The organism is Bradyrhizobium sp. WSM4872, from assembly GCF_055811715.1.
Window position 1 is genome coordinate 13,710 of sequence record NZ_JBVVPT010000001.1, and the last position, 13,997, is coordinate 27,706.

The following is a 13,997-nucleotide window of genomic DNA, read 5'->3' on the forward strand; positions in this document are numbered from 1 at the left end:
TGCCATGGCAAGCCTGGCTGAAGTGCGGGTAGAAGAGGCCGAGCCGATGGAGAACGAGTCCCAGGCACGTCCCGAAGAATTGCGGCTGCTGGAAGCGCTGCTGTTTGCTTCGAATGAACCGCTGGACACGGCGACGCTGGCCAAGCGCATGCCCGAGGGCGTGGACGTGAAGGCTGCGCTCGAGCAGTTGCAGGCCGACTATTCCCTGCGCGGCGTGAATCTCGTGCGGGTCGCCAACAAATGGACCTTCCGCACCGCGGGCGATCTCGCCTGGCTGATGACCCGCGAGAGCACCGAGACCCGCCGCCTGTCGCGCGCCGCGATCGAGGTGCTGGCGATCATCGCCTATCACCAGCCGGTGACCCGCGCCGAGATCGAGGAGATCCGTGGCGTCGTCACCTCGAAGGGCACGCTGGACGTGCTGCTGGAAACCGGCTGGATCAAGCCGCGGGGACGTCGCAAGACGCCGGGCCGTCCCTTGACCTTCGGAACCACTGAGGACTTCCTGTCGCAGTTCACTCTGGAACAGCTTGGCGATCTGCCGGGCCTAGAGGAGCTGAAGGGCACGGGGCTCCTGGATTCGCGCCTGCCGACCGGATTCAGCGTGCCGACGCCGTCGGATGACCCGACTTTGCGGGAGGACGAGGATCCGCTGGAACCGGGAGAGGACCTTGATCTCGCGCTGGCGCCTGCGGTCGAGCCCGAGACGCCGCCGGAAGGCGGCCAGGAGGGTGGCGAGGGCGGCAGCGAGGACTGACGTCCCGGCCTTCTACCGGCCACCTGCGACCAGTTAACACTAGCAAAATTACGTAGCGCCAACAGCGAATTGGCGCTGCCTTGGTCCTTGTTTTTGACACCTGCCAAGCCTAGGTTTCGGTGAAGATCGGCCGGTCCCCGGCCATGCGCGTTTGGAGGGTTGCAGGATGGGTTCACTCAGCATTTGGCACTGGGTCCTGGTGATCGCAGTGGTCCTGCTGCTGTTCGGTCGCGGCAAGATTTCGGATCTGATGGGCGACGTGGCGCAGGGCATCAAGGCATTCAAGAAGGGCATGCAGGACGACGACAAGGTCGCCGACAAGCCCGAGCCGGCCAAGTCCATCGAGCACAACAATGCCGCGCCGACCGCGGCACGGTCCGACGTCGGCAGCAAGGCCGTCTAAGCCAGAGAGCACGCGAGACGCGGGTAGCGGACCCGATCCTGCGCGCGAGGGATTGGGCCGGCTTGCTGCTGGCGTGAACGGAAGACCTCATGTTCGATATCGGGTGGAGTGAACTGGTCCTGATCGGGGTCGTGGCCCTGATCGCCATCGGCCCGAAAGAGCTGCCGGGCGTGCTGCGCATGGTCGGGCAGTGGATGGGCAAGGCGCGCAAGATGGCCGCCGAATTCCAGGGCCAATTCCAGGAAGCGATGCGCGAGGCCGAAATGGCCGACCTCAAGAAGAGCTTCGACGAGGTCAAGGAAGCGGCTTCCGGCTTCGCCGGCAACAATCTGATGACCTCGCTCCAAAAGGACGTCAGCGACGCACTCCGCGTCGATGCGCTGGACAAGCCGGCCGAGACCTCGACCACCGCCGTTGTCGAACCGCTGACGACCGCAAGCGAAGCGCCGGCGACGCCCACCACGCCGGAAGCGCCGACGCCAGAGACCTTCGTGGAGGCCGAGGCACATGCGGCCGCAAACGAGCCGCTCGCCATCACCCGTGAGGTCGAGCAGGCGCAGGTCACGCAAGGTTCGGTCACGCAGGATTCGGTCATCCAGGACACTGCGCCGGCCGAGGCGATCAAGGACGCCAAAGCGTCATGAGCGCCGCCGACATCGAAGCCAGCAAAGCCCCCTTGATGGACCATTTGATCGAGCTGCGTTCGCGGCTGATCAAGGCGCTGCTCGGCTTCGGCATTGCCTTCATCTTCTGCTTCTTCTTCGCCAAGCAGATCTACAACGTGCTGGTCTGGCCGTTCGTGTGGGTCGCGGGTCCCGAGAACTCGAAATTCATCTACACCGCGCTGCTGGAATATTTCATCACCCAGCTCAAGCTCGCGCTGTTCGGCGCCGGCTTCATCTCGTTCCCGATCGTCGCGACGCAGATCTACAAGTTCGTCGCTCCGGGCCTCTACAAGCACGAGAAGCAGGCCTTTCTGCCGTATCTGGTCGCGACCCCGTTCTTCTTCGTGCTGGGCGCCGCACTGGTCTATTTCGTCGTGCTGCCGATGCTGGTCCGCTTCTCGCTCGGCATGCAGCAGGCCGGCAGCGACGACACCGCGCAAATCCAGCTGCTGCCGAAGGTCGGCGAATATCTGTCGCTGATGATGTCGCTGATCTTCGCCTTCGGCATCGCCTTCCAGCTTCCGGTGATCCTGACGCTGCTCGGGCGCATCGGCATCGTCACGTCAAAAATGCTGCGCGAGAAGCGCCGCTATTTCATCGTCGTTGCCTTCGTCATCGCGGCTGTTCTGACCCCGCCCGACGTGCTCAGCCAGTGCTCGCTCGCGATCCCCTTGCTCGCGCTCTACGAGGGCTCGATCATCGCGGTGGGAATTGTGGAGAAGAAGGCGGCAGCTTCGCAAGCCTCTAGCGGCACTGACGTATCGACGCCGGCCAATCCGGCGGAGTAGGGCGACACCCCCGCTGTCATCCCCCGCGCAGCCGGAGAATCCAGTACGCCGCGGCCTCTCGGGGAATCACGGACGTCTCTGGAATACTGGATCATCCGCCTTCGCGGATGATGACAGCCGTGCTAGGAGACGCGCTGATGTGAACTGACAACGTTTGCCGTTGTGTGTTTACGCGCTGCCCCCAGGACCTCGGCCATGCACGACATCAAATCGATCCGCGACAACCCGCAAGCCTTCGACGCCGGCCTGGCACGACGCGGCCTGAAGCCGATGTCGGCGTCGCTGCTTGCGATCGACGAGACCCGGCGTGCGGCGATCCTGGCTTCCGAGCAGGCGCAGGCGCGGCGCAATGCGGCCTCCAAGGAAATTGGCGATGCCAAGAAGGCGAAGGACGAGGCGCGCGCGGCGAAGCTGATGGCGGAGGTCGCCGAGCTCAAGACCACGATGCCGGAGCTCGAGGCGACCGCGAAGGCTGCCGACGAGGAGCTCGCCAGGGAGCTGGCGGCGATCCCCAATCTGCCGCTCGGCGAGGTGCCCGATGGTGTCGACGAGCACGGCAATGTTCAGCGCCATGTCTTCGGCAACAGGCGCAACTACGCGTTCGTGCCAAAACCCCATGACGATCTCGGCGCCGAGCTTGGTGATATGGATTTCGAGACCGCGGCGAAGCTCTCCGGCGCGCGCTTCGTCGTACTGAAGAAGGGACTGGCGCGGCTCGAACGCGCGCTCGGCCAGTTCATGCTGAATCTACACGTCGATGAGCACGGCTATACCGAGATCAATCCGCCGCTGCTCGTGCGCAACGAGATCATGTTCGGCACCGGACAATTGCCGAAATTCGAGGACGACCAGTTCTGGGCGATCAAGGGCGAATTGCTCGCTGAGCCCGACCATGAGCGGCTCCAGACCGAGCGTCTCGGGATCATTCCGACCGCGGAAGTGGCGCTCACCAATCTCGTCCGTGAATCCATCCTCGACGAAAAGCAGCTGCCGATGCGGCTGACTGCGCTGACGCCGTGTTTTCGCGCGGAGGCGGGGGCCGCTGGGCGCGACACGCGAGGCATGATCCGGCAGCACCAGTTCACCAAGGTCGAACTGGTCTCGATCACGACGCCGGAGACGAGCAAGGACGAGCACGAGCGCATGCTCGCCTGTGCCGAGGAAGTGCTGCGGCGGCTCGACCTGCATTACCGCGTGATGACGCTGTGCACCGGGGATATGGGTTTCTCGTCGCAAAAAACCTATGACATCGAGGTCTGGATGCCGGGCCAGGGCGACGGCGGGGCATTCCGCGAGATATCGAGCTGCTCGGTGTGCGGCGATTTCCAGGCCCGCCGGATGGACGCGCGCTCGCGCGGCCCCGATGGCAAGCCGCGGTTCGTGCACACGCTCAACGGCTCCGGCACAGCGCTCGGCCGCGCGTTGATCGCCGTGATGGAGACCTATCAGCAAGAGGACGGCTCGATTGCGGTCCCCAGCGTGCTCCAGCCCTATATGGGCGGGCTGAAGGTGGTCGCGCGCCACTAGGCGTGCTGCCAACCTGAAACGGAGAAACGTTTGGTTGCGAAGATCGGGCGGCCGGTTATCCTGCCGGCCACCCGACAACGCGAACCGATCGTTCATGGCCTTGCACCGCGACATCTTCTGGGTCGGCAGACAATGGGCGGTGACGGGTGCCGGCATCCAGGCTGTCGATCAGCGGCTGCGTGGCGTACTCGACATCGAGATTACGCGGCTCTGGGACGATCATCTCGTCCAGAGCCGGCGGGCCAAGCCCGGTGTGAATGCCGCGGATTTCGACCAGGCACTGACGCTGGCACGCGAACGCTTTCCGCAGGCGCCGCTAGCGGACCCGTTCGTTGCACAGTTGGAGGCGCTCGGCGTCATCGAGGCTCCCATCGTGAGCCCGGTCGTGCCGGCGATGAAATTGCATGCCGAGGGCCGGCTGGCGCGCTTCCTGCCGCAATGGCGCGTTCGCCGGTAGCCGGCCCAAGCCGGCAACCGGGTGCCGGCCCCAGTCGGCCGGTTTGCCTGATGGGCCTCGGCCGGATAAGACGGCTCAGACCCGCTTCAGGAATCGACCTTTCCCATGCGCATTCTTTGCACCAATGACGACGGCATCCATGCCCCCGGCCTCAAGGTCCTGGAGGAGATCGCGCGCGCATTGTCCGATGACGTCTGGGTGGTCGCGCCTGAGCTCGACCAGTCCGGCGTGTCGCATTCGCTGTCGCTGAACGATCCGCTGCGCCTGCGCGAGGTCGGTCCGCGGCACTTTGCGGTGCGCGGCACGCCGACCGACTGCGTCATCATGGGCGCGCGCCACATCCTCGGCGCCAAGCTGCCCGATGTCGTGCTGTCCGGCGTCAACAAGGGCCGCAACGTCGCCGAGGACGTGGTCTATTCCGGCACCATCGCCGGCGCGCTGGAGGGAACCATCCTGGGACTACCGTCTTTCGCCCTGTCGCAGGAGTTCAGCGTCGAGACCCGCGACCGGCCGCTGTGGGACACTGCGCGCAAATTCGGGCCCGACATCCTGCGCAAGGTGATCGCCGCCGGTATCCCGAAGGACACCGTCATCAACGTCAATTTCCCGGCTTGCGCGCCGGAGGATGTGCTGGGCATTCGCGTGACGCGGCAAGGCAAGCGCAATCTCGGCTTCCTCAGGATCGACGAGCGCAAGGACGGCCGTGGCAATCCTTATTTCTGGATCGGCTTTGAGCGCACCGCGATGATGGATACGCCCGCCGACGGCACCGATCTCGCGGCGCTCCGCGAGCGCTACGTCTCCGTCACGCCGCTCAGGCTCGACCGGACCAACGAGGCGTTTTCCGACGCGCTAAGTGCGACGCTGAAGTAAGTCTGACCTGGAACGGGGCCTAGTCTAGCCGCCGCGAAGCGCGGCTTCGATGGTCTTGCCGAGGGCGTCGAGCTGAAATGGTTTTTGAAGCGCCGGCCGATCGCGGTACTGCTCGGGCAGGCCGGAGGAACCGTATCCGGTGGCGAAGATGAACGGGCAGCCCTTCGCCTTGATGACATCGGCGACCGGCGAGATGACCTTGCCGTTGACGTTGACGTCGAGAATGGCGATGTCGAACTCGGTTGCCTGGGCGAGCCGCATGGCTTCGGTGATGTCGCCAGCCTCGGCCGCGATCTTGTAGCCAAGCTCTTCGAGCATGTCCGCGACCATCATCCTGATCATCACCTCGTCTTCGACGAGGAATACAGAGCGGCCGGTAAGCCCCGTCGCAGTCATGGTCGAGTCCTTGCCCATCACCAAAAACGTTCGCAGATAACATGAATCGACGCAATGTGCGTTTCGACGAACGGATGCTTGAAAATGGCCATCGCGGCTCGCCCGTTGCAAGCCAATTTGTGGTCAACTACGCCATCCGAAGCCTATCATGGGTTCCCGGAGCCGGAACAAGAATCTCGCGCCCCCCGGGTTGGCGCCCCGGACCCCAAAAGACAGTACGCAGGCAATGACCTCCCATCAGCACCCGCCGGAAAAGATGATGTTTCAGCTCACGCTGAGGCGTCGGGGCATCAGCGACCAGGCGGTCCTGCGGGCCATGGAGGAGGTGCCGCGCGATCAGTTCGTCGACGACGCCGATCGCGACGGCGCCTATCGCGACAGCGCGCTGCCGATCGCCTGCGGGCAGACCATCAGCCAGCCCTTCGTGGTCGCCTACATGACCGAGCAGCTCCAGCTTCAGAAGAAGCACCGCGTGCTGGAGATCGGCGCCGGCTCGGGCTACCAGGCGGCGGTGCTGTCGCGGCTCGCCGGCCAGGTGTTGACGGTCGAGCGCTACCGCAAGCTTGCGGATGCCGCACGTATCAGGCTTGAAAAGCTAAACTATCACAACGTCGAGGTGATGCTGGGCGACGGACTCAATCTGCCCCCCAATATCGGCCCGTTCGACCGCATCATCGTCACGGCCGCGATGGAGCAGCTTCCGGAGAACCTGGTCGAGCGGCTGGAGGTGGGCGGCATCCTGATCGCGCCCGTCGGCCCGCATCAGGGCGTGCAGACGCTGATCCGCTTGAGCCGGACCGAAGCCGGGATCGAGCGCAAGGAACTCGTCGAGGTCCGGTTCGTGCCGGCGCTGCCCGGGGTGGCGCGGGAGCTGTAGAATTCCGGATTGGCTGTGCTGCCAACATCTTATTGGGAGGGTTAAGCCGTTATTTACTCGGCGCGTGTTTACTTAAAACACCAGTTCTGTTGCGTACGAGTGAGTAACCATGTCCGTTGCCGCCGAGTTGCTTTACTCGCGCCGTGTGCCGCAGGTCGCGGTGCTGGCGCTGATCTCCTTCAGCTTCGCAGGGTGCAGCGCCGACATGTCGTCGCGCATGTCCCAGTCGAACTTCTCCAATCCCTTCGCGCAGGAATCGACCGGTTCGGTGCAACAGGCGCCGCCGCCGCAGCGTGAGCTGCCGCAATATTCGCGGCCGCAGACGCAGCCCGGTTATTATCAGTCGCAGCCTTTGCCGCCGGCGGTGTCCGCGCCGCAATCCTACCCCGTTGCAGCAGGCGGTGTGTCCGGAGGCGGCCGCGGTGTCGGCTCGTACACACCCCCGGCGCAGCCGCATCTCGAGACCACGGCCACCGTGCCGCCGCGCTCGGTTGCAGCCGCCCAGCCGGTCGGTGGAACCAAGATCATCGTCGGCACCAGCGATACGCTCGACCTGCTTGCCAAGCGCTACCGCGTCACGCCGCAGGCGATTCTCGCCGCCAACGGGTACAAGGGGCCGCGCGCGCTCTCGCCCGGCCAGCAACTGATCATTCCGCACCAGGCCACGGCCGCTGCGCCCGCGCCGCTCATGGCCCCCGTTGCCGCTGCGCCGCCGCCTGCTGCGAGGCCGGTTGCGGCCGTTGCCGCGCCGTCAAGCACGCACTTCGTGAACCACGGCGACACGCTCGCCAGCATTGCCCGCAAGAACCATATCTCGGCGGCTGAACTGGCCCGTGCCAACGGCCTCAATCCCTCTGCAAAGCTCAAGCTTGGCGCCAGGCTGGCCGTGCCCGGCGCCAAGACCGCGGCCGTCGCAGCACCGCTTGCCGCGCCTCCGGTCGGAGCCGCTCCCGTCGCGAGCACGCTGCAGCCCGTTGCCGCGGCACCTGCGCCCGCCACCAAAATGGCGGCCGTCGCGCCGGCGCAAAGCGCGCGCTTGGCCCAGGCCACCGCCAATGTTGAAGAGAAGACCGCGGAAACTCCGGCGAAAGCTGCGGAGACCACCAGCGCGCTGCCGACTTTCCGCTGGCCGGTGCGCGGCAAGGTGGTCACGAGCTACGGCGCCAAGACCAATGGCAAGTCCAACGACGGCATCAATCTCGCGGTGCCTGAGGGAACCCCGGTCAAGGCGGCTGAAGACGGTGTCGTTGCGTATTCCGGCAACGAGCTGAAAGGTTATGGCAATCTCGTCCTGGTTCGGCACTCCAACGGCTACGTCACCGCATATGCCCATGCGAGTGAGCTGATGGTGAAGCGCGGCGATACCATCAAGCGCGGCCAGGTCATTGCCAAGTCGGGTCAATCCGGGGAGGTGGCGTCGCCGCAGCTCCACTTCGAGATCCGTAAGGGATCGAGCCCGGTTGACCCGCTTCAATTCCTGAACGGGGCTTGAGCCTGAAGTCGGGCGCGCCATCGCCACAAACGCGGTGTCGTCGCACGGCTTGACCGGGCGACCCAGCACGTTGCGGCGTCTCGATCGATCAAAACCGTCGCTGGAATACTGGATTCCCCGCCTGCGCGGGGAATGACAGGTGCGAGTGCCGCTACAGATTCCGCTACGTCGCCGTCAGCTTCACGCCGAGCCGTCCCGCAAGCTCCTGCACGAACTGCCAGGCGACGCGGCCCGAGCGCGAGCCGCGCGTCGTCGACCATTCAAGGGCCTCGCGCTCCAGCGCGTCATCGTCGACCTTGACGCCGAAATGGCTGCAATAGCCCCGCACCATGGCGAGATATTCGTCCTGGCTGCAGCGGTGGAAGCCGAGCCAGAGACCGAAGCGATCCGACAGCGAGACCTTCTCCTCGACGGCTTCGCCGGGATTGATCGCGGTCGAGCGCTCGTTCTCGATCATCTCGCGCGCCAGCAGATGGCGGCGGTTGGAGGTGGCGTAGAGGATGACGTTCTCCGGCCGCCCTTCGATGCCGCCTTCGAGCACCGCCTTGAGCGATTTGTAGGACGCATCATTGCCGTCGAAGGAGAGGTCGTCGCAGAACACGATGAAGCGGAAGGACGAGGCGCGAAGCTGCTCCATGAGAGCGGGCAGGCTCTCGATGTCCTCGCGATGGATCTCGATCAGCTTCAGTCTGTCGGCCGGTTTGCGCTCCGCGTTGATGCTGGCATGCGCCGCCTTCACCAGCGACGACTTGCCCATGCCGCGCGCGCCCCAGAGCAATGCGTTGTTGGCGGGCAATCCGTTGGCGAAGCGCTCGGTGTTCTCCATCAGGATGTCGCGCATCCGGTCGACGCCCTTGAGCAGGAACAATTCGACGCGGCTGACGCGCGGCACCGCCGCAAGGCGGCCGTCCGGGTGCCAGACGAAAGCATCCGCCTGCTTGAACGACTCGCGTTCGACGGCGGGCTTGCCTTGAGCGGAGAGGTGCGCCGCAATCGTCTCTAGCGCGCGAACGATGCGCTTCTGGGAGACGCTTTGGTTGGCCTTGGACGTGGTCTTGGAGCTCACCTTGGAAGTCGTCTTGGAAGCCGCTTTGGGGGCCGCCTTGGGACGTTTTGCCGCGACGCGGGCTGGCTTCGCGGCAGGGGTGCGGGGGCCTTTGCCGGCCGGGCTTTTGCTTGGTTTTTGGGGCATGTCCGAAGTTCCTGAGAATGCAGCCTTATCGGGCCTGAGCGCGCGCCGCAAGGTGGCTAAAAGGGCGGTGTGGCAGCGTTGCAATTGGAGCAATGGCCGCTATAGTCCGCGCGAATTTGACCGAACCGGTCGCCATTTGGGCCTGACCGGTTCTCCCCCGTTCTCACGAGGATCGTCCGAATGTTGATTACCCCTGCGTATGCCCAGGCTGCGGGCGCCGGCGACACCAGCGGCATGTTGATGTCGCTGCTGCCGTTCGCCCTGATCTTCGTGATCATGTACTTCCTGATTCTGCGTCCGCAGCAGAAGAAGGTCCGTGACCACGCCGACCTCGTGAAGAACATCCGCCGCGGCGACACCGTCGTGACCTCGGGCGGTCTCGTCGGCAAGGTCACCAAGGTCGTCGACGACGACCAGATCGAGTTCGAGATCGCCGATGGCGTGCGCGTGCGGCAGATGCGCTCGATGGTCTCCGGCGTGCGCGCCAAGGGTGAGCCGGCCAAGGAATCCAAGGAAAGCGCTAAGGAAGACGCCGCGTCGAAGTGAGTGCTTCCGCGAGTCTCTCAAGTTTTCCTGCAAATCTCCTGATCTGACAGGTCCAGTCGATGTTGTATTTCACGCGGTGGAAGGCGCTCGGGATTATCCTGACGGCGCTGATCGTGTGCCTCTGCGCGGTCCCGAACTTCTTTCCCGAAGCGCAGGTCAAGACCTGGCCCGCCTGGGCACAGCGTCGGCTCGTGCTCGGCCTCGATCTCCAAGGCGGCTCCTATCTGCTGCTCGAGGTCGACGGCAACTATGTGAAGAAGGAAAGGCTCGACCAGGTCCGCGACGACGTTCGCCGGACGCTGCGCGATGCCAAGATCGGCTTCACCGGCGGCGTCATCCTGCGCAACGACGCGGCCGAGGTTCGGATCACCAAGGAATCCGACCTGCAGCCTGCGCTCGCCAAGCTGCGCGAGCTGTCCCAGCCGCTGGGTGGACTGGTCGGATCCAGCGGTCAGCGCGACCTGGAGGTGACTGACGCCGGCGGCGGCGTGATCCGCCTTACCATCCCGCAGGCCGCGATGCTCGACCGCATGCGCAAGACCATCGAGCAGTCGATCCAGATCGTCGAACGCCGCGTCAACGAGCTCGGCACCGTCGAGCCCGTCATCCAGCGCCAGGGCAACGATCGCATCCTGGTGCAGGTCCCCGGCCTCCAGGACCCGACCCGTCTGAAGGAATTGCTGGGCAAGACCGCGAAGATGGAATTCCGCATGGTCGATACGTCGGTGCCGCCCGATCAGGCGCAGCAGGGACGTTTGCCGCCGGAATCCGAGCTTCTGATGAGCGCGTCGCCACCGCCCACGCCCTATGTGGTCAAGAAGCAGGTGCTGGTCGCCGGCGGCGATCTGACCGATGCCCAGGCGAGCTTCGACCAGCGCACGAGCGAACCCGTCGTCAGCTTCAAGTTCAATACGTCAGGCGCGCGCAAATTCTCGCAGGCCACGCAGGAGAACGTCGGGTTGCCTTTCGCGATCGTGCTCGACAACAAGGTCATCTCGGCGCCCGTGATCCGCGAGCCCATCACCGGCGGACAGGGCCAGATCTCGGGCAATTTCACCGTGCAATCGGCCAACGATCTCGCGATCCTGCTGCGCGCCGGCGCGCTGCCGGCACCGCTCACGGTGGTCGAGGAGCGCACCGTCGGTCCGGGCCTCGGCCAGGACTCGATCGAGAAGGGCGAGCTCGCCGCCTATGTCGGCTCGATCCTGGTCATCATCTTCATGCTCTTGACCTACCGGCTGTTCGGCGTGTTCGCCAATATCGCGGTGGCCATCAACGTCGCCATGATCTTCGGCCTCCTGTCGCTGCTCAACGCCACGCTGACGCTGCCCGGTATCGCCGGCATCGTGCTCACCGTCGGCATCGCGGTCGATTCCAACGTGCTGATCTACGAGCGCATCCGCGAGGAATTGCGCGGCGGCCGCAACGCGATCTCGGCGATTGACGCCGGCTTCAAGCGGGCGCTTGCGACCATCCTCGATTCCAACATCACCACTTTCATTGCCGCCGCGGTGCTGTTCTACATCGGCACCGGTCCGGTGCGCGGCTTCGCCGTGACGCTCGGAATCGGCATCATCACCACGGTGTTCACCGCCTTCACCCTGACCCGGCTGATCGTGGCCTGGTGGGTGCGGTGGAAGCGGCCGCAGAGCGTGCCGATCTAGGAGCCTGATCGTGAATCACACCGTTCTCATCGGGCTCGGCGTCCTCATTGCCATTCTCACCGTGGTTGCGGCATTCGGCTGGCTGCCGTCGCTGCGCATCGTTCCCGACGATACCCATTTCGATTTCACGCGGTTTCGCCGGGTCAGCTTCCCGATCTCGGCGGCGCTGTCGATCGTCGCGATCACGCTGTTCTTCACCCATGGACTGAATTTCGGCATCGACTTCCGCGGCGGCACGCTGCTGGAGGTGCAGGCCAAGTCCGGCACAGCCGATATCGCGGCGATGCGTACGACGTTGGATGGCCTGCGTCTCGGCGAAGTCCAGTTGCAGCAATTCGGCGGCCCCGCGGACGTCCTGATCCGCGTCGCGGAGCAGCCGGGCGGCGACGCCGCCCAGCAGGAGGCCGTGCAGAAGGTCCGCACCGCGCTTGGCGATTCGGTCGACTATCGCCGCGTCGAGGTCGTGGGACCGCGCGTATCGGGCGAATTGCTCGCCTACGGCATGCTCGGCCTGATGCTGGCGATCGTCTCGATCCTGGTCTACCTCTGGTTCCGCTTCGAGTGGCAGTTCGCGCTCGGCGCCATGATCGCCAACGTGCACGATATCGTGCTGACGATCGGCTTCATGTCGATCAGCCAGGTCGATTTCGACCTGACCAGTATCGCGGCGCTTCTGACCATTTTGGGCTATTCGCTCAACGACACCGTCGTCATCTACGACCGTATCCGTGAGATGCTGCGGCGCTACAAGAAGATGCCGATGCCGCAGCTCCTCAATGAATCGATCAACTCGACGCTGTCGCGCTCGATCATCACCCACTTCACGGTGACGCTGGCGCTGCTGGCTCTGCTGCTGTTCGGTGGCCATGCCATCCACAGCTTCACCGCGGTGATGATGTTTGGCGTGGTGCTGGTCGGCACCTATACCTCGATCTTCATTGCGGCCCCGATCCTGATCTATCTCGGCGTCGGCGAGCATCGCGAAGATGCGGCCGATAAGGCTACGCCCGCGAAGAAAAGCAGGGCATGATCCGAACCGCGTGCCCTCGCAGGAGTTTGCGAGGGCAGTAAGCTCATTCGGACGAAGCTCATGGCCGGCGATCCCAACGCACCGCATTTCCCCCGCTCGGCGCCGATCGAAGCCTATGGCAAGGGCGGCTTTGCCTTTGCCGGCATGTCGCATCGGGGATCGTTGCTTTGCCTGCCCGACGCGATCTGGGCTTGGGATATAACGGACCCCGCGATGATCGACCGCTATTCGCTGGATCGAGTCTTCAAGTCCGCCAACAGCATCGACACGCTCCTGATCGGCACCGGAACCGGAGTCTGGCTGCCGTCGGCGGAACTGCGCCAGGCACTTAAAGCGGCGAGGGTGGTTCTGGATACGATGCAGACCGGTCCCGCCGTGCGTACCTACAACATCATGATCGGCGAACGGCGGCGCGTCGCGGCCGCGCTGATCGCCGTGCCATGAGTGGCTCCGCGCCGCCGCCGGATTCTGCTGCGTTCTGTGCGGACCTCGTGCGCAGCCACGACTTTCCGCGCTATGCCGCGACCCTGTTCGCGCCTGCTGCCGAGCGCCGCGCGCTGCTGGCGCTCTATGCCTTCAATGTCGAGATCGTCCGCGTCCGCGACCAGGTGACCCAGCCTTTGCCCGGTGAAATCCGCCTGCAATGGTGGACGGACATGCTGTCGGGCCAGGTCCATGGCAGCGCCGAGGGCAATCCGGTCGCGGCGGAGCTGCTCCGCGCAATCCGTGATTTCGACCTGCCGATCGAACCGCTGTCGCTGCTCGCCGACGAGCATCAATTCGATCTCTACAACGATCCAATGCCGACCATGGCGGCGCTGGAGGGCTACCTCGCGGCGACCTCATCGGCGCTGTTCGATCTCGCCGCCCGGATCATGGGACCACTGTCGGAAGCGGCCGAGCATCTCGCCCGCCACGCCGGGCTGGCGCAGGGCATCGTACAGGTCATCGCGAACTTGCCCCGTGATGCGGCGCACCGGCAATTGTTCCTGCCGCAGCAGGTCCTGGCGAGCCACAATTGCAACATGGAGGACGTATTCGCCGGCAAGGAGACGGCGAATTTGCGCGCCGTCCTGGACCAACTCGTGGGCGAGGCCGGGCAGCATTTGACCACGGCCTTGTCGCTGTTGCCGGAGGTGCCGGTGTCGGCACGGCCGGCGTTTCTGCCGCTGAGCCAGGTAAGGGCCGACCTCAAGCGCCTGTCGCAGCCCGGGCGCAATCCGTTTACGCCGCAACCGTCATCGCGGCTGCGTACGCTGTGGACGCTTTGGCGGGCTTCACGTTCGCGGGAATTTACCAAATAGCGGTTGGCTTATCGCCTCAAACTGTC

The 13,997-nt window shown here is 64.7% G+C and carries 16 protein-coding genes; 14 read left to right on the plus strand and 2 right to left on the minus strand.

What is annotated here, in order from left to right:
• Positions 1-4 precede the first annotated feature (4 nt).
• The 7 genes from scpB (at position 5) to surE (ending at position 5,470) form a co-directional block, all read left to right on the plus strand.
• The gene (gene scpB / locus AC0L3C_RS00060) at positions 5-757 is read left to right on the plus strand and encodes an SMC-Scp complex subunit ScpB (protein WP_473265818.1); all 753 of its coding nucleotides are present in this window, start codon (positions 5-7) and stop codon (positions 755-757) included.
• A 166-nt stretch (positions 758-923) separates the two neighbouring features.
• Entirely contained in the window at positions 924-1,160 is a 237-nt protein-coding gene (locus AC0L3C_RS00065; protein WP_007610722.1) for a twin-arginine translocase TatA/TatE family subunit, read from the plus strand.
• An 89-nt stretch (positions 1,161-1,249) separates the two neighbouring features.
• Entirely contained in the window at positions 1,250-1,804 is a 555-nt protein-coding gene (tatB, locus tag AC0L3C_RS00070; RefSeq protein WP_473265819.1) for a Sec-independent protein translocase protein TatB, read from the plus strand.
• Complete coding sequence (tatC, locus tag AC0L3C_RS00075; protein ID WP_473265820.1) at positions 1,801-2,613, plus strand: twin-arginine translocase subunit TatC; 813 nt, start codon at positions 1,801-1,803, stop codon at positions 2,611-2,613. The genes tatB and tatC overlap by 4 nt, the downstream gene beginning before the upstream one ends.
• Positions 2,614-2,808: 195 nt before the next feature.
• Positions 2,809-4,140 (plus strand): serine--tRNA ligase, encoded by a 1,332-nt coding sequence (gene serS / locus AC0L3C_RS00080; protein WP_473265821.1) that lies wholly within the window; start codon positions 2,809-2,811, stop codon positions 4,138-4,140.
• Between the two features lie 94 nt (positions 4,141-4,234).
• Positions 4,235-4,597, plus strand: a complete 363-nt coding sequence (locus tag AC0L3C_RS00085) for a hypothetical protein (protein WP_473265822.1) — start codon at positions 4,235-4,237, stop codon at positions 4,595-4,597.
• Positions 4,598-4,702: 105 nt separating this feature from the next.
• Positions 4,703-5,470 (plus strand): 5'/3'-nucleotidase SurE, encoded by a 768-nt coding sequence (surE, locus tag AC0L3C_RS00090; RefSeq protein WP_473283428.1) that lies wholly within the window; start codon positions 4,703-4,705, stop codon positions 5,468-5,470.
• 24 nt (positions 5,471-5,494) lie between these two features.
• Here the strand turns inward: surE and AC0L3C_RS00095 are convergent, their stop codons facing one another.
• Positions 5,495-5,866: a response regulator gene (locus tag AC0L3C_RS00095; protein WP_007590670.1), complete on the minus strand. Its 372-nt coding sequence runs from the start codon at positions 5,864-5,866 to the stop codon at positions 5,495-5,497.
• A 226-nt stretch (positions 5,867-6,092) separates the two neighbouring features.
• On the opposite strand from AC0L3C_RS00095, the gene AC0L3C_RS00100 reads away from it, so the two are divergent.
• Both AC0L3C_RS00100 and AC0L3C_RS00105 read left to right on the plus strand, forming a co-directional pair.
• Complete coding sequence (locus AC0L3C_RS00100) at positions 6,093-6,743, plus strand: protein-L-isoaspartate(D-aspartate) O-methyltransferase (RefSeq protein ID WP_473265824.1); 651 nt, start codon at positions 6,093-6,095, stop codon at positions 6,741-6,743.
• A 109-nt stretch (positions 6,744-6,852) separates the two neighbouring features.
• A complete protein-coding gene (locus AC0L3C_RS00105) occupies positions 6,853-8,235 on the plus strand; it encodes a peptidoglycan DD-metalloendopeptidase family protein (protein WP_473406833.1) in 1,383 nt (460 codons plus the stop codon).
• Between the two features lie 163 nt (positions 8,236-8,398).
• Here the strand turns inward: AC0L3C_RS00105 and AC0L3C_RS00110 are convergent, their stop codons facing one another.
• Positions 8,399-9,427 (minus strand): ATP-binding protein, encoded by a 1,029-nt coding sequence (locus AC0L3C_RS00110; RefSeq protein ID WP_473406834.1) that lies wholly within the window; start codon positions 9,425-9,427, stop codon positions 8,399-8,401.
• A 180-nt stretch (positions 9,428-9,607) separates the two neighbouring features.
• Between AC0L3C_RS00110 and yajC the strand changes: the two genes are divergently transcribed.
• Genes yajC through AC0L3C_RS00135 form a run of 5 tightly spaced genes read left to right on the plus strand, consistent with a single transcriptional unit; the run spans position 9,608 to position 13,971 of the window.
• Entirely contained in the window at positions 9,608-9,973 is a 366-nt protein-coding gene (gene yajC, locus AC0L3C_RS00115; protein WP_007610701.1) for a preprotein translocase subunit YajC, read from the plus strand.
• Between the two features lie 59 nt (positions 9,974-10,032).
• Positions 10,033-11,637 carry a protein translocase subunit SecD gene (gene secD, locus AC0L3C_RS00120; protein WP_473406835.1) on the plus strand — a complete coding sequence of 535 codons (1,605 nt, stop codon included), beginning with the start codon at positions 10,033-10,035 and terminating at the stop codon, positions 11,635-11,637.
• Positions 11,638-11,647: 10 nt separating this feature from the next.
• Positions 11,648-12,667, plus strand: a complete 1,020-nt coding sequence (gene secF, locus AC0L3C_RS00125; protein ID WP_473406836.1) for a protein translocase subunit SecF — start codon at positions 11,648-11,650, stop codon at positions 12,665-12,667.
• A 60-nt stretch (positions 12,668-12,727) separates the two neighbouring features.
• Entirely contained in the window at positions 12,728-13,111 is a 384-nt protein-coding gene (locus AC0L3C_RS00130) for an Mth938-like domain-containing protein (protein ID WP_473406837.1), read from the plus strand.
• Positions 13,108-13,971: a phytoene/squalene synthase family protein gene (locus tag AC0L3C_RS00135; protein WP_473406838.1), complete on the plus strand. Its 864-nt coding sequence runs from the start codon at positions 13,108-13,110 to the stop codon at positions 13,969-13,971. The genes AC0L3C_RS00130 and AC0L3C_RS00135 overlap by 4 nt, the downstream gene beginning before the upstream one ends.
• Positions 13,972-13,997: the final 26 nt, after the last annotated feature.